This window comes from Psychrobacter okhotskensis (genome assembly GCF_013248965.1).
GTDB classification, from domain to species: Bacteria; Pseudomonadota; Gammaproteobacteria; order Pseudomonadales; family Moraxellaceae; genus Psychrobacter; species Psychrobacter okhotskensis.
The window spans coordinates 1-20,266 of the sequence record NZ_JABRVQ010000020.1; the positions used below are offsets into that span (position 1 = coordinate 1).

Below are 20,266 nucleotides of genomic sequence, written 5' to 3' on the forward strand. Positions count from 1 at the left end.
GCTTTATCGGCAGCAGCTTTATCGGCAGCAGCTTTCTCCGCAGCAGCTTTATCGCCAGCAGCTTTATCGTGAGCTGCTTTATCGGCAGCAGCTTTATCGGCAGCAGCTTTATCGGCAGCAGCTTTATCGGCAGCAGCTTTATCGGCAGCAGCTTTATCGGCAGCAGCTTTCTCAGCGGCAGCTTTCTCAGCAGCGGCTTGCTCTGATGATGGGGGTAAAATTGTAGATGGGTTTGAGAAACTATTATTACCATTGCTGCTACATGCGACAATAGCTACCGCTAGAATAGTAAGAGCGCTTACTTTTGAGAAATGAATTAAGGACACTGGTTTGCTCCATTTGATTTAAAGCTGAACTCTATTTGATAGGTTCAGCTTATATAAAAGAATTGTTGTAAATTTCTAGAAGTACAAAAACTTTTAGTTATCTAAAATAATGTTTAGTCTGGGATATATAATAAACTATTGTTTTATATATGAATACAATAATTCTCAGTTATTTATTTTTTGTAACTTTATAGGGCTTCATGTGACCAAATTCACCAATTTTTTCATTTCTGCAGAAAATCATCTTTAAGATAAAATCTTATTTTTATTTGATACACAGCAAAAAATATATTTTTGTCTCTACACTTTCTTCAGCATTGCTCACTTTTTTAATAGCTTAACTTTTCATTAACTAAGCCAGTGAAACCTCCGACTTCCAATCTTCTATTGTGTCGCAATCTTAATAACATGAATTATATTCATCTTACAATAAGATAGTATCGTTTTTATTCATGTATTGGTTTAGGTATGATTACCACATACAAAAATTTGGTGTTATCTCAGTCAATGAGATTAGGGTAGGAGATTATCATGAGTAAACAATTTACATATTCCATCTCGAGCATTCGTTTTGATGAAAACTATCAGCCAGCAGACAGCACACGTCTGACGACTAACTTTGCCAATTTGGCGCGTGGCGAGAGACGTCAAGAGAACTTACGCAAAACGCTGACTATGATAAATAACCGTTTTAATGATCTCGCGCATTGGGATAACCCAACAGCCGACCGTTATTCCGTTGAAGTTGATATCATCTCTGCTGACTTGGATATCGAAGGCAATGGTCATACATTCCCAGTCATTGAGACCTTAAAAACAACGATTGTGGATCATAAAGAAAACAAGCGTATTGACGGTATGATTGGCAATAGCTTCTCCTCTTATGTGCGCGATTATGACTTTAGCATTGTACTGCCGGAACATTTTGAGAAAAACCCAAAATCGCCACCAGCAGCCGATTTTGGTGATTTGCACGGCAAACTGTTTCAACACTTATTGAACTCAGAGGCCTATCAAACCAACTTTGATAAACAACCTGTGATTTGTCTGAGTGTGTCAAGTAGTAAAGTCTATCAGCGTACTGGCAATCAGCATCCTGTACTAGGGCTTGAATACAAGCAAGATGAGTATTCCTTAACCGATGACTATTTCCATAAAATGGGCTTAACAGTGCGCTACTTTATGCCTGCCGGTAGTGTGGCGCCTTTAGCATTTTATTTCGCGGGCGATTTGCTGAGTGATTACACCGACCTTGAGCTAATCAGTGCCATCAGTACCATGGAGACTTTTCAAAAGATTTACCGCCCTGAAATCTATAATGCCAACTCAACCGCTGGTCACGTATATCAGCCAAGTTTGAAATACCAAGATTATTCACTGACTCAAATTGTCTATGACCGCGAGGAGCGCAGCCAGATGGCGGTGACGCAAGGCAAATTTACCGAAGATGAATTCATTAAACCCTATCAGGCTATTCTTGATGAGTGGGCGGCAAACTATGTAGTGACAAGTGAGACTGTGCAAAAAGAAGCGGTTAAAAAACGCGCGGCTTAATAGACCTTTATCAACAGACATATAAAAAAAACTAAAAGACTAAAATATAAAAGAGTAACCAATATGGAATTATTATTACCAACCTCAACCGCTGGCAGCTTACCGAAACCTTCTTGGTTGGCAGAACCTGAGAAAATCTGGTCACCTTGGGCATTAGAAGGGGAGCAGTTAAGTGAAGCCAAACAAGATGCACTACGTTTGACATTGCAAGAACAGAGACATGCAGGGATAGATATCGTTAGTGATGGCGAGCAGACCCGCCAGCATTTTGTGACCACCTTCATTGAACATTTAGATGGCGTAGATTTTGAGAATCGTAAAACTGTCAAAATTCGTGATCGCTATGAGGCGAGTGTGCCGTCAGTCGTGGGTGCGGTGAGCCGTCAAAGACCCGTATTTGTGGACGATGCCAAATTCTTACGTCAGCAAACCGATCAACCAATCAAATGGGCATTGCCCGGTCCGATGACGATGATTGATACGCTGTATGATGGCCATTATAAAAGTCGTGAAAAGCTGGCTTGGGAATTTGCTAAAATCCTCAATCAGGAAGCCAAAGAGTTGGAGGCAGCTGGGGTGGATATTATCCAATTCGATGAGCCTGCGTTTAATGTGTTCTTTGATGACGTCAACGACTGGGGTATCGCCACTTTAGAGCGCGCTATCGAAGGTCTAAAGTGCGAAACAGCGGTGCATATTTGTTATGGTTATGGTATCAAAGCCAATAATGATTGGAAAAAAACACTGGGTTCAGAATGGCGTCAATATGAGCAAGCCTTTCCAAAATTGCAGCAATCTAATATCGATATTGTCTCATTAGAGTGTCAAAACTCACATGTACCGATGGATTTGATTGAACTGATTCGCGGTAAAAAAGTAATGGTCGGCGCTATCGATGTGGCAACCAATACTATTGAAACCCCTGAAGAAGTGGCAGATACCCTACGCAAAGTTCTACAATTCGTCGATGCCGATAAGCTTTATCCCTCGACCAATTGCGGCATGGCACCTTTGCCTCGCGAGGTAGCACGCGGCAAGTTGAAAGCGTTGAGCGAGGGCGCGGCAATCATTCGCAAAGAGCTAAGCGTTTAGCATTTCTTAACAAGCCCTAGCTTGTTTAAGCCCATGAATGGCCTCAGTTATTACTAAACAAACTTATAGCTATAAAATTTAATTATTGTAGGCTGGGTTTTTAACTCAGCTTCTATATTTTTAAAAATACAATGCTGGGTCAAAAACCCAGCCTACAGCTGAGCGCGTTTTAAAAATAATCTGTGATAAATTTAGGACTGAAATTATGATTGAAGCCACCGACTTTAGAGATGCCATGTCGCTATTGACGACTGCCGTTAATGTGGTTACCACAAAAGGTAACTCTGGTATTCATGGGTTTACGGCATCTGCGGTATGTAGCGTCACAGACACACCGCCTACCTTGCTGGTCTGTATGAATCAGACCTCTCGCTCACATGTCCACTTTCTTGAAAATAAAACCTTGAGTGTCAATGTACTAGGCGCACAGCATGAGCCAATATCTAATGCCTTTGCCTCAAAATTAAGTTCGGAAGAACGATTTAAACAGGGCGCTTGGACGCAATTAGCGACAGGTGCGCCTGTTTTAGAGGATGCGCTGGTCAGTTTTGATTGTGAGATTGAGCATATTCAAGAAGTAGGCACGCATAGCGTCTTTATGTGTCGTGTAGTCGCCATCAAGCACGCCGTATCACAAGGTGGCACTGATGAAAGTTTGGTGTATTTTAATCGTGCTTACCATCAAGTAGGTCAGATAGAAATCGTTTAAGATAACGTATCTATTTTATTTAGCATCGACTATAAAACTATCATTTAACCGAGAAGTAACTATCCCGTGGAAATACTCATTTTTTTAATAATTGGGGCGCTGGCAGGTTTTGCTGCAGGGCTATTTGGCGTGGGCGGTGGCACCATCATCGTACCATTATTATTTATTGTCTTTACTCAAATGGGCTACAGCCCTGACAATATCATGCATTTGGCGTTAGGGACATCACTAGCAACCATCATTGTCACCTCTATTAGCTCGCTCATGGCGCATAATAAAAAGGGCGCGGTCATGTGGCCTGTCTTTAAAAATCTCGCACCAGGTCTAGCGCTTGGTTGCTTTTTGGGCGCAGGAATAGCAGGGCAAATATCTGGGCTATATCTCCAGCTTATCGTTGGCGTATTCTTACTTTGGGTCGCTTATAAAATGTTTTTTGGGGGTAAAAAGCAGGTCGCTAGTCATTCTCATGATGTTAATCCAGAACTGCCGTCTAAGCCTAAGCAATTAGCAGCAGGCGGGGTTATCGGTGTCGCTTCTGCCATTTTTGGTATCGGTGGTGGCAGCTTAACCGTTCCTTATCTCACGCGTTATGGCGTGGTCATGCAAAAAGCCGTTGGCACATCAGCAGCCTGTGGATTGCCGATTGCCATTGCTGGTGCGTTGGGCTTTATGATTTTTGGCATGCAGCAGCAAGTCGATGTGCCCAATACCATTGGCTTCGTCCATATTTATGCCTTTTTAGGCATTAGTATTATGAGCTTTTTTACCGCAAAAGTAGGTGCGAAAGTCGCGCATATACTATCACCAGCATTACTAAAAAAATGTTTTGCGATATTATTAACGGTGGTAGGGTTTTATTTCCTTTATAAAGGGCTGGTTTAAATATTGACGTATTTAAGATGCAAAGTTGATGAACGGAATTATATTACTTAGTGCCGAAAATCATATTTAGCTTAGTAGTCTGTTATAAGTGGTCTGTTAATAGGTTTGAAGGGTGAAATAGCTGGTTTCCTTGGGGTATAGCTTAAAGAAGCCACATATATTAGACCCTGAAGAATCTAAGAAATGACCGTTTTTTGAGGCCTCCTTCAAAATTTGGTTTTTGTACGTTGGGCATATTGTCATAACACTTAAGAAGCGTCTGTTCTGGCGTTAAATTTTTATCGTTATGCCAATATACTATTTTTAACCACATAGCCGCTGTAGAGTACTGACCATAGCCTAGCCATGGGTGATCTTCCAAATTAGCTACCAATAATTTTCTACCTAACTCAATCATAGTTGCATCATCATGAACGAGGTTTAACTTATTTTGACAAACTAAATAACCATAGTATCTAGGTGTTATCGTTTTTGTTTTTAACGAAATTTTTTTCTGCCCATGATATTTTTCAAATTCATCAATTCCAGCTTGATAACTTTCTGCTTGGATACATAAGGCTAAATAATTGTCCAAAGCATCTGTTCTTAGTTTCCTTGTTTCGTACCATTTCCCAGAGGTATAGTTATCAACGAAAAGAACCCTAGCATGTTGCCAGTCTTTTTGGCTATCTACGCCTGTATATAACCATTTAGCAAGTGCTAAGTGTTTATATAGGTTATATTTATGGAAAGTTGCACTTTCATAAGGGCCATCAAAAACCTCATTAGTGTCAATAGCCATTTGTAGCCACTCAATGCGACTGGGTAGAATGACCTCATTTTCTGGTTTTAAGCCGACTATCCAATCACCAATAAGCATATTTATACCGCTCAAAGCAACGTTACCCATCGGTCTTTCTGCATCATATTCAGTATTTATCAAGAAATCGATCATTGCAGTTTCTCTTCGTCTCACTGGATTGAATAGCATGCGTTACTCCAAATAAATATTTTACACCATCTCTATTTTTGAATTCGTTATCTCAAATATTATCCAGTACTTTACTTTTAATACCTAGGCAAAGTTTACTACCTTAGATCACTACCTTTCACTATCTAAAATGGGCAGTAGAGAACCCAAAAACCCCTATTGCTTCCATAACGGTGATTATGGTAAATAGGTTGAAAAACGAGTATTTTAATTGTTTTCGACATGTTTATCGTCTTAATAGTAATCTTATATTAAGTCATTTTCTAACTAAATTGGCTCTATCTATTGTTGTTATCCATAAAAAAATCCTGCGTCATCTCGTTATAAAGATAGCGCAGGATTCAGCAGTACATAATACTATTATAGTTAAATATGTATTAAAATCAATGTCTTAATCTACTCAACCGTCACCGATTTTGCGAGGTTACGTGGCTGATCGACGTCAGTACCACGCATGACTGCCACATGATAGGACAATAGCTGGACGGGTACACTGTAGACGATAGGGGCTAGCGTCTCGCAAACATCAGGTACATAAACCACGTGCATTCTATCTTCTGCGACCATTTGACTGGCTTCACTGGCGAATACAAACAGCTCACCGTGGCGCGCGTGCACCTCTTGCATATTGGCTTTGAGCTTATCAAACATACTATCTTTGGGTGCTAGCACCACGATAGGCATGTCTTTATCAACCAACGCCAATGGACCATGTTTGAGCTCGCCTGCTGCATAGCCTTCTGCATGGATATAAGAAATCTCTTTTAACTTCAGCGCGCCTTCTAAGGCGATTGGGAACTGCAGACCACGACCTAAGAACAAGCAGCTTTTCTTATATTCAAAGTGCTCACTCATGACTTTAATAGGCGCATCGAGGTTTAAGCTGGCATGCAGTTGACCACGTAGTTCTTGTAATTGACCTAGCAGCGTGGTTAATTTTTCGCCAGTCATACGCTCCTGCACGACACCTACTTTTAAGACCAGTAGCATCAAAGCGGCTAGCTGAGTCGTGAATGCTTTGGTAGAAGCAACGCCAATCTCAGGGCCGGCAAGCGTTGGTAAAAAGATATCCGTTTCACGTACCAAAGATGAGGTCGGTACATTACACAAGGCCAAGCTGACTAAGCCTGCTGGCGTGTGCTTTTGTATATCACGTAGTGCTGACAAAGTGTCTGCGGTTTCACCAGATTGCGAGATGCAAATCACCAAAGTGTTATCAACGACGACCGGATTACGGTAGCGGAACTCACTAGCGACTTCAACGGAACAAGGCACACGAATTAGGCTCTCAAACCAATATTTTGCCACCAAACCTGAGTGATAACTGGTGCCACAAGCGATGACTTGGACATGTTTAATGCCTTTTAATTGTGCTTCATGACGCTGCAAAAAGTCATCGCGCAGTTTAGACGGCTCATCGCTATCTAACGCCATCTCAACCGTACGAGCAACCGCATCTGGCTGCTCATAGATTTCTTTGAGCATATAATGCTTAAACTCGCCTTTATCAGCATTATGCTGGGCGGCGTCGATCTCATGTATCTGACGTTTCACCTCGACACCATCGGCATAAACTTTAATGCTGCTACGCGTCAATTTGGCGATATCGCCTTCTTCTAAATACATAAAGCGATTGGTCACGGGTAAAAGCGCTAATTGGTCGGAGGCGATAAAGTTCTCACCAATGCCCACACCGATGACCAGTGGCGAGCCCAAACGGACGGTAATCAGCTCGTTTGGGCAATCAATATGCACAATACCAAGGGCAAAAGCACCATGTAATAAAGGAATAACCGCACGAACTGCTTCTAATAAATCAGGCGTGCTTTTGTAGATATCATTGATTAAATGAGCGACGACTTCGGTATCGGTTTGCGAGGTGAACTCATAGCCTTTAGCAATCAGCTCTTCTTTTAGCTCGGCGTAGTTCTCAACGATACCATTGTGGACAACAGCAATTTTACCGGATACGTGCGGATGGGCGTTACGTTGGGCGGGCTCGCCATGCGTGGCCCAACGTGTATGCGCAATACCAATATGACCATCAAAAAACTCTGGATTGACTGCGACGGCATCGACCAAGGCTTGTACTTTGCCTACTTGACGCTCACGGTGTAATTCGCCATCACGAATGACGGTCAAACCGGCGGAATCGTAGCCGCGATACTCTAAACGTTTAAGACCTTCAAGTAAGATATTAGCGATATTACGCTCAGCAACTGCCCCGACTATTCCGCACATAGTGATTCCTTAAATTCGATGTTTCATGTTTTGATGTTTCGATATTTCAATAGTTTAGATTTTGATGATGTTTCGATATGTAATGATGTTTGTTTAATCTATAAATATAAATAAGCAGCACCACAAATCATTGCCGTACTGCTTAATTTTGCTTACTTTTTAACATTGTTAGGCGTATATAGTTTCAGACTTATTCTGATCCTTTAGTAAATTCAAAAACTTCGCCTTGATTCGTGATGACTTTTTCAAAACCTTTTTTTGATTTTAATGACCTGGCTGGAATATCATTTACAGTAGCAGAGCTATCATCATTGATATATATCCAAACTTCATTGCTATTAGGGTAGGTCATGATATAACGCTGATAGGTCTTAACATGACCTTGATCATCCGGAGATTCCATGCCAACGCCCCAGTTGAAATGGCACTTACCTGAGTATTTTAGTACTGTCTTAGCATCAAAGTATTTGCACTCTGCATCATATTCTAGCGTCGTACTCGCTGACGCTATTGAAAATGGCATCATAATTAATACTAAAGTAACAGATAATATATTTTTCATAATATTTACCCCTAATTCAAGCTAGATTAGGAAGAGCAGAGTTACAAGGGTTGTCGTACTGCTTAAGCTTACTTAAAAATTCCTATCCTTAATTTAAGTACCAGCTCATCTGTTATTTTTTGGTCGGACGTTGAAAATCATCTTTTTGTGTTTGACGAGCGCGACCAAATGCCAAAGCTTTTTCATCAACGTCTTTGGTGATCACAGAACCTGCGGCAACCGTTGCGGTCTCACCAATCGTTACGGGAGCAACCAGACTAGTATTTGAACCGATAAAAGCATTGTCATTAATAATAGTTTGCGATTTATTGACACCATCATAATTACAAGTAATCGTACCCGCACCAATATTGACGTTCGTACCGATGATGGCGTCACCAATATAACTCAGATGATTTACTTTGCTGCCATGACCAACGGTTGATTTTTTAATTTCGACAAAATTTCCAACTTTACTGTTGTCAGCCAAGACGGTCTCAGGACGCAAATGGGCAAAAGGACCAACATCGACACCTGCACCAATCTCAGCATGATCAATCACACAATAAGGTTTGATATGACAGGCATTACCAATTTTCGCGTTTTTGATGACACAACCCGCTTCGATATAAACGTTGTCACCCAAGACACAATCGCCCTCAAACACCACGCCAACATCGACGAATACATCTTGACCTGCGCTCAAGCTACCGCGAATATCAACGCGCGTCGGATCAGCAAACTGGACGCCCGCTTCTTGTAAGTCTGCAACCAGTTTACCCTGCCATGTGCGCTCCAAGCTGGCCAGCTGTTGACGGTTATTGACACCTTCAATCTCAAACGTATGTTCAGGCTCTATCGCGGCAATCGTAATGCCATCAGCAACGGCCATTTTGACAATATCAGTGAGATAATATTCTTGCTGCGCATTGTCATTAGAGAGCTTGGGCAGATATTTATGCAGTAGGGCATTGTCAACGCAATAGATACCGCTATTAATCTCTTGGATATTCTGCTCATCAGCGCTGGCATCTTTTTGCTCGACGATGGCTTCGATATTGCCGTTTGTATCACGTTTGATACGACCGAGGCCAAATGGATTATCAACCGTTAACGTCAGCATCGACATGCCACTAGTGTTAGCTGCCTTCAATGCCGCTAGCGTCTGGCAGCTGACCAATGGCACATCACCATACAGAATGAGACTCTGTCCCTCTGCTGGTAAGTCAGCTAAGGTTACTTTGACCGCATGCCCTGTGCCTAATTGCTCAGTCTGGGCGACCCAAGTAATTGAGGACTGCGCATATTGGCTGGTAATTTCTGATTTTACTTGCTCGCCACCAAAACCATGGACGATGATAGTCTCATCCACCGTCAGCTGATGACAGGTATCTAATACGTGGCCTAACAATGATTTGCCAGCCAGTGTCTGTAGCACTTTTGGCTTAGCCGACTGCATACGCGTGCCTTTACCGGCAGCAAGGATAATGACAGAAAGAGGAGAGGTCATAGTAGCTCGTTAAATGTAACAAAATATAATCTATTATTATAACGCAAATGTTGAGACGAAAAAACGCAATGCCGTGCAAGCTTTGTAACTTAAAGTTATATAAAAGGTTACATAACAATTAATATAAGAAAGCTTAACTGCGCATCTGCTTATAGAGTATTGGCTATAACAGCATACCGAGCATCACAATTATCCATACCGCTGCCGCCATTACGCCAGCAATAATATCATCAAGCATAATACCGAGACCACCAGCGACCTTCTTATCTGCCCAATCAATTGGTGGTGGCTTAATAATGTCAAAAAAGCGAAACAAAACGAAAGCGATGATAAGCGCAATGACCGATAAGCTCTGTGAGATGTCTTGCCAATAACTGGCAGTAGAGACACTCATATAAGAAAATGGCAGTAAAGTAATCCAGATACCAGCCCATTCGTCCCAGACGATATGCGGATCATCATGACCTTGCATCAGCTCGGAGGTACGACCACATATCCAAATACCAATGAGGCAGGATAGGATAGTAATAATCAAAAATGGCACAAAACCTAAGCTCATTAGAGGTATGGCGACGATTAAACCACCCACCGACCCCCAAGTACCGGGCGCACGGCGAGGCAAGCCACTACCTAAACCAATACCAAGCCAATAAACTGCACGATCAAGCAGGCTAGCATTTGCTGGTAGCGGTGGGCAGTCATTGGCTTTACGGATATCAGGCTTGGAGAGGTCTTGATCGGTCATGGATTAACCTGCAAAATGTTGGTAACCAGTAAGGTCGGGCCATGTTGAAAATGGCGCGGAATGAGTTGGGGTGACTAGTTGTCCTTGATAAAATAACTCAGGACGTAAAGCGGTAGATGTGTCTGTGTATTTATGATTTGTCATCGCAGTCACCTCACCGATACAGGTGACTGGCGTGTTGCTGTTGTTATTAACACGAGGTTCGATATCAGCAGGCAAAGTAAAAGCCAATTCGTAATCATCCCCACCCGTCAGTTGGCATAATAAGCGCTCAGATAAATCAACGCTTGCTAATGGCTTGCTAGTAGGTAGCTGCTCCAGATTAAGGCGCATACTAACGCTGCTTTGTTGGCAGATATGTCCAAGGTCTTGATAAAGACCGTCAGAGATATCTATCATCGCTGTAGCACCAATTTTTGCTAAGGCTGCCCCTAAGGCAATACGCGGAGTCGGCATGTGCAATCGATGTGCAAGCTCTACGCCTTCGGCGTTGTCAGGATGCTGCAAGGCATAGCTGGCATCGCCGAGCGACCCTGATACATATATTTTATCGCCCACTTTCGCCCCTGAACGGTAAACAGCTGCCGTGTTGGCATCAAGCAATCCTTGTGCGCTGACACTTAATATTAAGCTATCACTACGCGTGGTATCACCACCAATAAGGGCAACCCCGAATAATTGGCAGGCATGAAACAAGCCTTTAGCAAATTCACTTAACCATTGCTCATTTGCCAAACGCTCAGGTAAGGCCAACGCTAGCAGAATGCTATGCGGGGTTGCACCCATCGCAGCAATGTCTGAGACGTTAACCGCAACCGCTTTATAACCGATGGCAAATGCCAGTTCATTGACTTGTTCCCAATCAGCGCTAAAGTGACGACCTTGGACGAGTGTATCGATGCAACTGACCAAGCGCGCGCCTGCAGGCAAGCTCATCACCGCGGCATCATCACCAATGCCTTTTTCGACACTGCCTTTTTCGACAATGCTGGACAATGACTGTGGCATTTGGGAAAATATGCGCTCGATCAGCTCAAATTCGTTCATGGTTAGTCTTGGCTTTTTGCATCAGGGCTAACAATCTCATCAGAACTAACAGTTTCGTCAGGACTAACAGTTTCATCAGAACTAACAAGATTAGAGTCAATTAGACCAATATCAACGGCCGTATTTTCTTCGTTGCTGTCGTTATTGACAGCGTCAGCAGCTACCTTTTCTTCTGCAGGCTGTTCATCAACGACGACATCTTTTTTAACAATGCCTTCTTCAACAATTGGTTCTGCCGCAGTCGCTGTTTTAACAGTATCATTTTCAACCGTGTTTTCAGCAGCATTTTTCTTAGTTGCCTTAAAGTCACTAATATTCGCACTGGCTTTACTAGCGCTGTTGCGTTTGACGGTGGCATTATTGGCACTGATACGTGGCTTGTTTGAAGCAGTTGACTTTTCTTCAATACTTTGTGTATCAGCACTATTTTCTATATTGCTATCAGTTTTTACTGCAGGTTTAGCAGCCGCTTTTTGTGAGGTGCGTAGATTGGCTTTACTATCTGCTTCTACTTCGACAGCACGTAGCTCAACCGCCATTTTATCAAGGACGGCGTTAATCAGTTTATGGGCGTCAGTGGCACCAAAGTGATTATTCAGCTTCATCGCTTCATCAAGCACGACTTTATAAGGGATTTCTAAACGATTTTGCAGCTCATAAGCACCAATCAAAAGAATAGCGTGTTCAACGGTATCCAATTTATCGATTTCACGATCAAGATGCTGACTAATAAGCGCATCTAACGCCTCAATCTGCTCAGGAATATCGCGCATCATTTCATGGTAATAGCCGATATGTACCGTATGCATGGCATTGGTCGCACGCGTACGAGCAGCGATATCATGCGGCGCATTGGCCTTCCAGCCAAGCTTACCATCAATATCGAAGCGGCGGTCAGTGACGAGCCATTCGTATAGACCTTGCATCGCAAAGCGGCGCGCTTTACGGATAGCGGTGTGACTGGTCTTGTAAGAAGACTCACTCATATCGAAGGTTTGATCACCCGCACTGCTGCTCGCAATACGCGTGGCTTCAGCTTGACTATCATTGGTTTGGGCGGTTTTCGCAGCGCTGATAGCGCGCTTGAGTTGGTCAGTCATAGGGGGTCTGTACCTAAATTTTTGAGATGATACCCAGTCAAAATATAAATTAACAAAGTAGCTTTTTAGCTATGCTTATTTAAATTTTTAAAGGGTATAGAAATACGGCGAAAATTCAAAAAGTAGCCAATTGTTTTGATAGCTGGCTAGTGCTATGAGGTGCTGTTATTACTAAATAGCAGCACCAGTTAAACTAATAAATTTGAGCTTTAAAGCTTACGCTTCATCGATATCATCAATATCTAGCTGTGACAAAACAGCGATCATTTCTAGTACAACCATCGCAGCTTCAGAGCCTTTGTTGCCCGCTTTAGTACCAGAGCGCTCAATGGCTTGCTCGATGCTATCAGTAGTGATGATACCGTTAGCAACAGGGATATTATAATCCATTGCCACAGCGCTCAAACCTTTGGCCGACTCGCTAGCTACAATATCAAAATGCGGCGTGCTGCCACGGATGATTGCACCCAGTGCCACAATCGCGTCAAAACGATCTGATTCAGCAGCACGTTGGGCCACCAATGGCAACTCAAATGCACCAGGTACACGGATGACGGTAATATTGCTACCCAATACACCATGGCGCAGTAGGGCGTCAATTGCGCCATCTACCAATGATTCAACGACAAAACCATTAAAACGACCAACGACGATGCCAATACGGGCGTCTTCATTTTGATGTAGATTACCATCGATATGGGTCACATCATTGCGCTGCTGTTGTAAATTCGACATAAAAAATCCTTTACTTAGTGGGCTTTTAATTAAAATGTAGGAATAAGTGATGAGCTAAATATAATGCTAAGTTCAAATAGTGTATTTAAACGGTTAATTATCCATTAAATAAGCCATTAAATGAACGAAAATCAAATGATAAGAAGTAGTTAGCGCTATGATAACATTTTTTACCGCTGTATTTGTATTTTACAAAGACGTTATAAGCGCATCTGTATGCCTTGCGCTGCCATATATTGTTTGGCTTCTTGCACGGTATACTCGCCAAAGTGAAAAATGCTGGCAGCAAGCACTGCATCCACTCCACCTTCTAATACCCCTTCGGCTAAATGCTGTAAATTACCGACGCCGCCTGAGGCAATGACAGGCACATTGACGCGGCTGGTAATTTGCTTCATTAAGGCCAAGTCATAGCCTTTTTTAGTACCGTCACCGTCCATCGACGTCACTAATAATTCGCCAGCGCCGAGTTCAGCCATTTTACTTGCCCAAGCGACGGCATCAATGCCCGTTGGCTTGCGACCGCCATGGGTAAAAATCTCCCAACGCGGCATGATGATGCCATCAACATCAATATCCGCGACGCGTTTGGCATCGATAGCCACGACGATACATTGATTGCCAAATTTTTGTGCCGCTTCCCCGACGAACTCTGGGGTAAATACTGCTGCTGAATTAATTGCTACTTTATCCGCGCCTGCATTGAGCAAGTTACGAATATCAGCGATTTTACGCACACCACCGCCGACCGTTAGTGGCACAAACACGGTTTCTGCCATACGTTCAACGGTATGATAGGTGGTGTCGCGCTCGTCATTGGTGGCCGTGATGTCCAAAAAAGTAATCTCGTCAGCGCCTTGTTCGTTATAGCGCTTGGCGACTTCAACAGGGTCGCCAGCGTCTTTAATATCAACAAACTGCACGCCTTTGACCACGCGTCCATTATCAACGTCCAAACAAGGAATGATACGCTTTGCTAACATAGGGTCTTTCACCTTATAATCAATTCTCTCAATGCGCTAGTCTAGCAAAATCACCGCCATATCAGGCAGATTTTCGCAAGATTATTACGCTTTTCGCTATCGTTTGCCCAAGCGCGCTACAATTGTCGCCATTGCTGTTTAAATCTGTCCTATTTAACTTTTTATTTAATTGCCAAAAGTGAGATGTCATGTCCGTCTATACCCAGTTAACCAATGATCAGTTTGCCGCCTTTTGCCAACGCTTTGGCGTCTCGTTTGCGCGCGCCATTCCGATTACCCAAGGCATTAAGAACTCTAACTGGTTTATTCAGACGACTGATGATGTAGATGGTGCGCACTCTTATGTATTTACCTTATTTGAAGAGCGGCCACCAGAAGATATCGAAAAAATGGCAGTTATCCTTAATCAATTGGATGGTAAATTGCCGGTCGCTGCGCCATTAGCGTTGATCGATGGTGAAGGATTAGACAGGGATAAAAATAGTGGTGATAAACGCTATGTTATCCATTACGACAATAAAGCCATTACCTTAGTACCTTGTTTGGCTGGCTCGCATCCACAGCAAACCACGCAAGCGATGTGTCATGAAATCGGTGCCGCTTTAGCCATGCTGCATGAGACGCTGCAAGTATTACAGCCTGCGGAAGAATATGGCGTACCTTTATATCCATGGTCAGAAGTACGTGACCGTGAAATGCAGTTTATGCCCTGTGACGAAGCCAAGCTCATGAGCGATATTTGGCAGTCATATAGCGAATTACCGCTTGCGACCTTGCCAAAAGGCTTGTGTCATCTAGATATGTTTGCTGATAATACGCTGTGGAACTTATCGTTAAATAATATCCAAAAAGGTGAAGAGCGCCTCACAGGCTTGTTAGACTTTACCGAAGTCAGCGTCGAGCATTATGTGATGGATATTGCCATTACGATTAATGATTTTTGTACCACGTGGGGCGATGCTGAGCAAGGCGAGTCGGTGAATTTTGATCGCAGTAAAATGGTGGCTTTTTTGCAAGGCTATGAGTCAAAACGTCAGCTTGGCGAAGATGAAAAACGAGCGTTGCCTGTTATGCTGGCCAAAGCGGCGGTTATTTTTTGGCTATTGCGTTTAAACGTTATCCATTACAACCGTACCGAAGGGCGTACTGGCGATAATATCATGGTCAAAAACCCTGACCTGATGAAACGCCTTGCTGCTTATCATTGGTCACATGTTGAAAAAGCGCAAAATACGGTGTTTGTTTTAGAACACGCGCTTTATAAAGACGATGATAAAAACAACGATGTCGAAGATTTTAAATTAATCGGCGTATTTGCTACTGAGCAACAAGCGCAAGCAGCTATCAACCAATTAAAATCACAACCTGGTTTTAAAGAGTATCCAAACGGTTTTCATATTGATGCTTATCCGCTAAATCAAATTAACTGGTCATCAGGTTTTGACTTCTATTAAATTCATCTGTATTAACAAGACATTTAACTGTTTAAAAGGAATTTACCATGACTGATCAAGTTGATAACTGGCACAAACTGGCGCGCTACGATACCAATATGCAAGGCGAGCTGCATGCCAATCTGCTGCGCAACAATGGCATTACCGTGTCCTTGCAACCGCTCAGTGCGATTCCCGGGATGAATTCTGGTGTCGTGCTGTGGGTAGAAAACACGGATTTGGCACAAGCCCAGCGTATCCTAGATGGTGTTGAAAGCGATGACAATACTGGGGCGGATTTGTTGGCTAGTATGAGTGATATAGAACTTGGTATTGTGTCAGGTAATCCGGTTAATCATGACGCAGCAGACAATCAATATAATAAAGGTGGTAACGCGTAAATGTGTCAACTCTTAGGAATGAACTGTAATACGCCAACCGATATTGGCTTTAGCTTCGCAGGTTTCCGCAAGCGCGGCGGTATGACAGACAGTCATGAAGATGGCTTTGGCATTGCGTTTTTTGAGCGTAGTGAGTGCGACTCAGAGCATGCTTCAACTGGTTTGCGTCTTTTCCATGATAATAAACCAAGCCATTTGTCACCCGTTGCTGATTTGGTTAATAATTATCCGATTAAAGCCATGAATGTTATCGCCCATATTCGTAAAGCCACCCAAGGGCAAAATTGTTTGGCGAATACTCATCCTTTTGTCCGTGAAGTCTGGGGCGAGCAGTGGGTATTTGCGCACAATGGGCAGATGAATAGCGAGTTTATTAAACGCTGTCAACGCTTGCAAGACAATGGTAACGCGTCACATTGCCAACCAGTCGGCACAACTGATTCTGAAATGGCGTTTTGTTATCTGGTCAATCGCCTAAAAAGCAGCTTTAAAACCCGACCTGACGACAAAACGCTGTTTAATTTTTTGACCGTCCAATGTCGCTATCTGTCTGCTAATGGTTTGTTTAATTGCTTGATATCTAATGGCAAATGGCAATTGGCTTATGCCGGTAGCTTATTGTTTTATCTCACTCGTAAAGCGCCTTTTGGGGAAGCCAAACTGGCTGATGATGATTTGGCGATTAACTTTGGTGATGTGACCACAGATCAGGATAAAGTCACTATCTTAGTCACCGTGCCATTGACTGAAAATGAAAAATGGCAACAACTGGCGGTCAATGAATGTCTCATCTTCCAAGACGGCGAGATCCTCTTTAAAGACAGCCCAAGCCAGCGTAAGTTTTTGACGGTTGACGAAGGAATTGCGGTGGCACGGGCGGTTGGGGCGAGTGTTTAGGGGTTGATCGACTTGTGTTTTGAAATTGGTTGTTCCATCATAAAGTTAGTAGTGAACTAAAAATTAGGTGAAGCTATGTTAGGTAATGACATTCAAATCAAACAGCTCGTAGGTGTCGGTGATGTTCATCTTAGCTTTCAGCCTGAGCAGAGGGTATATTGCCTAATCGGTGAAAATGGTATTGGCAAGACGAAGTGCTTAGAAGCTTTGTTTACTGCTTACGCTGCTTCTAATAAAAGAATAAATAAAATAGTAAGTGACTTAGATATTCACGAAGAGATTAGACAGTTTAAATCGTTTACTACTGAAAATTTAGTAGTCGAATTTATGACAGGTGATTATGTCCTTACTTTTAAAGATTTCAGAAAAGCCTCTGATTTTAAGATACCTTTTGTTATAAGCTCTATTAATAATAGAGGATCAATAGAAGAGGGAAGAGGTATCGATAATAGTATCGGGAACTTAAATAAAAGAAAGAATGATTATTTTTTTAAAGTGGGAGAGTGGTTTTATACAGATAACAAGCGTGGAGAAATGTTTAGTGACGATATAAAAGAGTGGGTCGTACAACGTGCTCAATCGGCTAATCCTTATCAAGCTGCTGAGGACAACCGCGAAGTTGAAATTACTACATTACTAAAATTGCTCAATCAGGTTGATGAAAGAATAGATGCTAAGTTTTTAGAAATACTAGGTGATAACCGTGTGTTTATCAAAGTTGCCGACAATAAAACAGAACTATCAGAACTTTCTAGCGGTTTTGCTTCGATACTTAAAATTATGCAATCTATCATTGCGGGTTACAGTTATTTCACTAATGAAACCAATATCGCTCATGTCAAAGGGGTGGTCTTCATTGATGAAATAGAAAGCCATCTTCATACCAAATGGCAAGCGACTATTATTCCTACCTTGAAACGTCTATTCCCTAATACTACCTTTTATATCACTACTCACTCCGCAATTGTTTTGAGCCAATTACAACATGGTGAAGCTTATGAGTTATACCGTGATAAAGCAGATGGCGTAGTAAAAACGGAACTGATAAATCATCCTAATAATGCCGCATTTATAGACTTGTTAAAAGATGCTTTTGATATTGATATTAATCAGCTTAAGTTAGCGCGAGATAATGCGCCACAGCAAGCAGAAGCAAAGCAGATGCTTATCAGTTTATTAGATGAAAAAATCAAACAACTAGAGGCAGGGCAATGATGAGTGAAAGAGAACTATTGCTTGATGCCAATTATTTAATTTATTTACTAGAGGGTAAGGTTGACGAAAATGACGCTAATCTTTTGCAAAAATTAAAGACTTTACGTGCTGAAATAGCTTCAAATAACGTCGAAGTAGTCATCACACCACTCATCCGTTATGAGTTTCTAAGATACTTTTTATGGAAGAAAGGAGATGACGAGGTTAAAAGATATGTTAACGTGATGAACATGCTCACCACTTTAGATATAAGTCAAGATGTCGCAGATTTAGCTGCTGACTTATACCGACTAGATAAATTTATTGCCAACGAAAATAATGTCAATAAAAATATTGATAAACGTCAGTTTGATATATTTCATTTTGCTACGGCTAAGGTTAATGATATCGAATTGCTATCTAATGACAAGCACTTGCCGCAGCTTGAGAAGCTATATACTCTTTACGAAGGAAAACTAATTTAGTTTCTAACTCAAGTACACCCCACAACACCTTTTGAACTTCTCACCTGAACCACAGATACACGGCTGCTTTTGGCTGACAGACATTGAAACGGTTGGATCTAAGAAGTACCAACGCTCATCATTATTGATTTTGTCTGTCACCTTCACAAAGGCAGACAACTCATGATGTGCTTGCAAATCCTCATTTGTCTTGAAATAAGCCTTAAACTCAACCTGCGCATGGCATTTACCGAGCTTTGGTGTATGCGCTACGATTTCTAATCCTGCCCAATCTGTTTCTTTTGCCCAAGACTCAATCGCCTGAATATCTAGCAATTTTTGCTGCGCAGGTAGCGTGGTCTTGACGATGTATTCTGGCTTGACCAATACAAAGGCGCTATAACGCGACCACATGAGACGCTCAGCAGAGTCCGTTTTTACGCCATCTGTCTTATCAGCTTCTTCGCTCAATAAACTGTCATGATACGGCTGACAGCAGTCTTGATAAAGTAGCGGTGAGCTTATAACGTTTGAGGGTGGGTTAATTTGGCAAGGGCAGGTTTGTAGGGAAGTCGACATTATTTACTCGAGTTGTTATTCATTTTTTAACAGTTCTATAAATTTCAATTTAGCATGTTTTTTATCAATTCTGGCCATAGACCGAGTTTTAGCTTTGCCCAAGGTGCTGGGTCACGTAATTGCTGCCAAAATTCATCGAAAGGCGGTGCAAAGTATATTAATAATGCAAGGATGACATACAGCAGCAGATACCACCACTTATCTTTATGCTGATAAAACTTCATCGCCGTACCCGATGAGCGCTTCATTTTCATATTTGATAAATTGACGCTATATAGCTCATCTAATGCCAAATGTACCATGGCACCGCCGAATAAAAACAAACCGTAAAACCAGCTGGCAGTCAGGGGAAGGTGCAAGCCATAATAGCTTAAGCAGCTCAGTCCCAGCCCCAGTATCGCCATGTAAGGAACGGAATGAATGACACCGCGATGTACGGTCATATTCGTAAAAACGGTAAAAACCACATAACGCATAAAGCCGTAGCCAGCTAACCATAGCGCAATGAGCGCCAGTAAACTCAGCTCACTGCGCCAATGCATCACCAGACCAAAGGCAAATATAAACGAAATAATATTAAAACCCAGCTTAATCGGTGTCGAATTATCAGAATCCAAATCAGGCAATAGCCCACCGATGGTACCGAGCGCCACGCACATCAAAAACCCTGAATCATCGATCAATCCCGCTTTATAAACCGTCAAGCTGAGCGTACCACTGGCCATGAATGCGACATTTAAGTGGGTATTAAAATTTGCCATAAAGATTTGCCATAAAATATCGCTAAGGAGGGTGTTTAGAGCCGCCTATCTAGCAGCAAAAAAGCGCTCTATGATACCATAGACAAGCCCTACGTCTAATAG

The 20,266-nt window shown here is 42.3% G+C and carries 21 protein-coding genes; 10 read left to right on the forward strand and 11 right to left on the reverse strand.

What is annotated here, in order from left to right; translation table 11 throughout:
* The first annotated feature begins 68 nt into the window (after positions 1 to 68).
* The 5 genes from HQR03_RS14395 to HQR03_RS10110 all read left to right on the forward strand — a co-directional run bounded on the left by HQR03_RS14395 (position 69) and on the right by HQR03_RS10110 (position 4,563).
* A complete protein-coding gene (locus tag HQR03_RS14395; RefSeq protein WP_418889572.1) occupies positions 69 to 206 on the forward strand; it encodes a pentapeptide repeat-containing protein in 138 nt (45 codons plus the stop codon).
* A gap of 651 nt (positions 207 to 857) precedes the next feature.
* Positions 858 to 1,880, forward strand: coding sequence for a DUF1852 domain-containing protein (locus HQR03_RS10095; protein WP_025653195.1), 1,023 nt, complete (start codon positions 858 to 860; stop codon positions 1,878 to 1,880).
* 63 nt (positions 1,881 to 1,943) lie between these two features.
* Positions 1,944 to 2,972, forward strand: a complete 1,029-nt coding sequence (locus tag HQR03_RS10100; RefSeq protein WP_173240080.1) for a methionine synthase — start codon at positions 1,944 to 1,946, stop codon at positions 2,970 to 2,972.
* A 205-nt stretch (positions 2,973 to 3,177) separates the two neighbouring features.
* Positions 3,178 to 3,681: a flavin reductase gene (locus HQR03_RS10105; RefSeq protein ID WP_173240081.1), complete on the forward strand. Its 504-nt coding sequence runs from the start codon at positions 3,178 to 3,180 to the stop codon at positions 3,679 to 3,681.
* A gap of 66 nt (positions 3,682 to 3,747) precedes the next feature.
* A complete protein-coding gene (locus tag HQR03_RS10110; protein ID WP_101210849.1) occupies positions 3,748 to 4,563 on the forward strand; it encodes a sulfite exporter TauE/SafE family protein in 816 nt (271 codons plus the stop codon).
* A gap of 160 nt (positions 4,564 to 4,723) precedes the next feature.
* Here the strand turns inward: HQR03_RS10110 and HQR03_RS10115 are convergent, their stop codons facing one another.
* The 9 genes from HQR03_RS10115 to hisF all read right to left on the reverse strand — a co-directional run bounded on the left by HQR03_RS10115 (position 4,724) and on the right by hisF (position 14,435).
* Positions 4,724 to 5,533, reverse strand: coding sequence for a hypothetical protein (locus HQR03_RS10115; RefSeq protein WP_173240082.1), 810 nt, complete (start codon positions 5,531 to 5,533; stop codon positions 4,724 to 4,726).
* A gap of 396 nt (positions 5,534 to 5,929) precedes the next feature.
* A complete protein-coding gene (glmS, locus tag HQR03_RS10120; protein ID WP_173240083.1) occupies positions 5,930 to 7,774 on the reverse strand; it encodes a glutamine--fructose-6-phosphate transaminase (isomerizing) in 1,845 nt (614 codons plus the stop codon).
* A gap of 190 nt (positions 7,775 to 7,964) precedes the next feature.
* The gene (locus HQR03_RS10125; RefSeq protein ID WP_173240084.1) at positions 7,965 to 8,336 is read right to left on the reverse strand and encodes a hypothetical protein; all 372 of its coding nucleotides are present in this window, start codon (positions 8,334 to 8,336) and stop codon (positions 7,965 to 7,967) included.
* A gap of 112 nt (positions 8,337 to 8,448) precedes the next feature.
* Positions 8,449 to 9,825: a bifunctional UDP-N-acetylglucosamine diphosphorylase/glucosamine-1-phosphate N-acetyltransferase GlmU gene (glmU, locus tag HQR03_RS10130; protein ID WP_173240085.1), complete on the reverse strand. Its 1,377-nt coding sequence runs from the start codon at positions 9,823 to 9,825 to the stop codon at positions 8,449 to 8,451.
* Positions 9,826 to 9,988: 163 nt separating this feature from the next.
* On the reverse strand, positions 9,989 to 10,570 hold the full coding sequence (locus tag HQR03_RS10135; RefSeq protein ID WP_173240086.1) for a phosphatidylglycerophosphatase A family protein: 582 nt from the start codon (positions 10,568 to 10,570) through the stop codon (positions 9,989 to 9,991).
* A 3-nt stretch (positions 10,571 to 10,573) separates the two neighbouring features.
* Entirely contained in the window at positions 10,574 to 11,617 is a 1,044-nt protein-coding gene (thiL, locus tag HQR03_RS10140) for a thiamine-phosphate kinase (RefSeq protein WP_173240087.1), read from the reverse strand.
* Between the two features lie 2 nt (positions 11,618 to 11,619).
* Positions 11,620 to 12,717, reverse strand: coding sequence for a transcription antitermination factor NusB (gene nusB / locus HQR03_RS10145; RefSeq protein WP_173240088.1), 1,098 nt, complete (start codon positions 12,715 to 12,717; stop codon positions 11,620 to 11,622).
* Positions 12,718 to 12,933: 216 nt separating this feature from the next.
* On the reverse strand, positions 12,934 to 13,452 hold the full coding sequence (gene ribH, locus HQR03_RS10150; RefSeq protein WP_173240089.1) for a 6,7-dimethyl-8-ribityllumazine synthase: 519 nt from the start codon (positions 13,450 to 13,452) through the stop codon (positions 12,934 to 12,936).
* Between the two features lie 200 nt (positions 13,453 to 13,652).
* Positions 13,653 to 14,435 (reverse strand): imidazole glycerol phosphate synthase subunit HisF, encoded by a 783-nt coding sequence (hisF, locus tag HQR03_RS10155; RefSeq protein WP_173240090.1) that lies wholly within the window; start codon positions 14,433 to 14,435, stop codon positions 13,653 to 13,655.
* Positions 14,436 to 14,623: 188 nt separating this feature from the next.
* On the opposite strand from hisF, the gene HQR03_RS10160 reads away from it, so the two are divergent.
* The 5 genes from HQR03_RS10160 (at position 14,624) to HQR03_RS10180 (ending at position 18,845) form a co-directional block, all read left to right on the forward strand.
* Positions 14,624 to 15,889 (forward strand): homoserine kinase, encoded by a 1,266-nt coding sequence (locus HQR03_RS10160; RefSeq protein WP_173240091.1) that lies wholly within the window; start codon positions 14,624 to 14,626, stop codon positions 15,887 to 15,889.
* Positions 15,890 to 15,936: 47 nt separating this feature from the next.
* Positions 15,937 to 16,269, forward strand: a complete 333-nt coding sequence (locus tag HQR03_RS14215; protein ID WP_227523180.1) for a hypothetical protein — start codon at positions 15,937 to 15,939, stop codon at positions 16,267 to 16,269.
* Positions 16,270 to 17,166: a class II glutamine amidotransferase gene (locus HQR03_RS10170; protein WP_173240092.1), complete on the forward strand. Its 897-nt coding sequence runs from the start codon at positions 16,270 to 16,272 to the stop codon at positions 17,164 to 17,166.
* 75 nt (positions 17,167 to 17,241) lie between these two features.
* Positions 17,242 to 18,381: an AAA family ATPase gene (locus HQR03_RS10175; RefSeq protein WP_173240093.1), complete on the forward strand. Its 1,140-nt coding sequence runs from the start codon at positions 17,242 to 17,244 to the stop codon at positions 18,379 to 18,381.
* Positions 18,378 to 18,845, forward strand: a complete 468-nt coding sequence (locus HQR03_RS10180; RefSeq protein WP_025653214.1) for a type II toxin-antitoxin system VapC family toxin — start codon at positions 18,378 to 18,380, stop codon at positions 18,843 to 18,845. The genes HQR03_RS10175 and HQR03_RS10180 overlap by 4 nt, the downstream gene beginning before the upstream one ends.
* Before the next feature lie 3 nt (positions 18,846 to 18,848).
* Here the strand turns inward: HQR03_RS10180 and HQR03_RS10185 are convergent, their stop codons facing one another.
* Together HQR03_RS10185 and HQR03_RS10190 are read right to left on the reverse strand one after the other, a co-directional pair.
* Positions 18,849 to 19,403, reverse strand: a complete 555-nt coding sequence (locus HQR03_RS10185; protein ID WP_173240094.1) for a YchJ family protein — start codon at positions 19,401 to 19,403, stop codon at positions 18,849 to 18,851.
* Between the two features lie 44 nt (positions 19,404 to 19,447).
* On the reverse strand, positions 19,448 to 20,164 hold the full coding sequence (locus HQR03_RS10190; RefSeq protein ID WP_173240095.1) for a metal-dependent hydrolase: 717 nt from the start codon (positions 20,162 to 20,164) through the stop codon (positions 19,448 to 19,450).
* Positions 20,165 to 20,266: the final 102 nt, after the last annotated feature.

What these genes read in the sequence shown, in the direction of transcription:
- HQR03_RS14215 (WP_227523180.1), top strand. Translation starts at nt 15,937, where the DNA reads ATGACTGATCAAGTTGATAACTGGCACAAACTGGCGCGCTACGATACC.
- HQR03_RS10115 (WP_173240082.1), bottom strand. Translation starts at nt 5,533, where the DNA reads ATGCTATTCAATCCAGTGAGACGAAGAGAAACTGCAATGATCGATTTC.
- HQR03_RS10135 (WP_173240086.1), bottom strand. Translation starts at nt 10,570, where the DNA reads ATGACCGATCAAGACCTCTCCAAGCCTGATATCCGTAAAGCCAATGAC.
- glmS (WP_173240083.1), bottom strand. Translation starts at nt 7,774, where the DNA reads ATGTGCGGAATAGTCGGGGCAGTTGCTGAGCGTAATATCGCTAATATC.
- hisF (WP_173240090.1), bottom strand. Translation starts at nt 14,435, where the DNA reads ATGTTAGCAAAGCGTATCATTCCTTGTTTGGACGTTGATAATGGACGC.
- HQR03_RS10185 (WP_173240094.1), bottom strand. Translation starts at nt 19,403, where the DNA reads ATGTCGACTTCCCTACAAACCTGCCCTTGCCAAATTAACCCACCCTCA.
- HQR03_RS10125 (WP_173240084.1), bottom strand. Translation starts at nt 8,336, where the DNA reads ATGAAAAATATATTATCTGTTACTTTAGTATTAATTATGATGCCATTT.
- HQR03_RS10160 (WP_173240091.1), top strand. Translation starts at nt 14,624, where the DNA reads ATGTCCGTCTATACCCAGTTAACCAATGATCAGTTTGCCGCCTTTTGC.
- HQR03_RS10105 (WP_173240081.1), top strand. Translation starts at nt 3,178, where the DNA reads ATGATTGAAGCCACCGACTTTAGAGATGCCATGTCGCTATTGACGACT.
- HQR03_RS10190 (WP_173240095.1), bottom strand. Translation starts at nt 20,164, where the DNA reads ATGGCAAATTTTAATACCCACTTAAATGTCGCATTCATGGCCAGTGGT.
- glmU (WP_173240085.1), bottom strand. Translation starts at nt 9,825, where the DNA reads ATGACCTCTCCTCTTTCTGTCATTATCCTTGCTGCCGGTAAAGGCACG.
- ribH (WP_173240089.1), bottom strand. Translation starts at nt 13,452, where the DNA reads ATGTCGAATTTACAACAGCAGCGCAATGATGTGACCCATATCGATGGT.
- HQR03_RS10170 (WP_173240092.1), top strand. Translation starts at nt 16,270, where the DNA reads ATGTGTCAACTCTTAGGAATGAACTGTAATACGCCAACCGATATTGGC.
- thiL (WP_173240087.1), bottom strand. Translation starts at nt 11,617, where the DNA reads ATGAACGAATTTGAGCTGATCGAGCGCATATTTTCCCAAATGCCACAG.
- HQR03_RS10100 (WP_173240080.1), top strand. Translation starts at nt 1,944, where the DNA reads ATGGAATTATTATTACCAACCTCAACCGCTGGCAGCTTACCGAAACCT.
- HQR03_RS10180 (WP_025653214.1), top strand. Translation starts at nt 18,378, where the DNA reads ATGATGAGTGAAAGAGAACTATTGCTTGATGCCAATTATTTAATTTAT.
- nusB (WP_173240088.1), bottom strand. Translation starts at nt 12,717, where the DNA reads ATGACTGACCAACTCAAGCGCGCTATCAGCGCTGCGAAAACCGCCCAA.
- HQR03_RS10095 (WP_025653195.1), top strand. Translation starts at nt 858, where the DNA reads ATGAGTAAACAATTTACATATTCCATCTCGAGCATTCGTTTTGATGAA.
- HQR03_RS10175 (WP_173240093.1), top strand. Translation starts at nt 17,242, where the DNA reads ATGTTAGGTAATGACATTCAAATCAAACAGCTCGTAGGTGTCGGTGAT.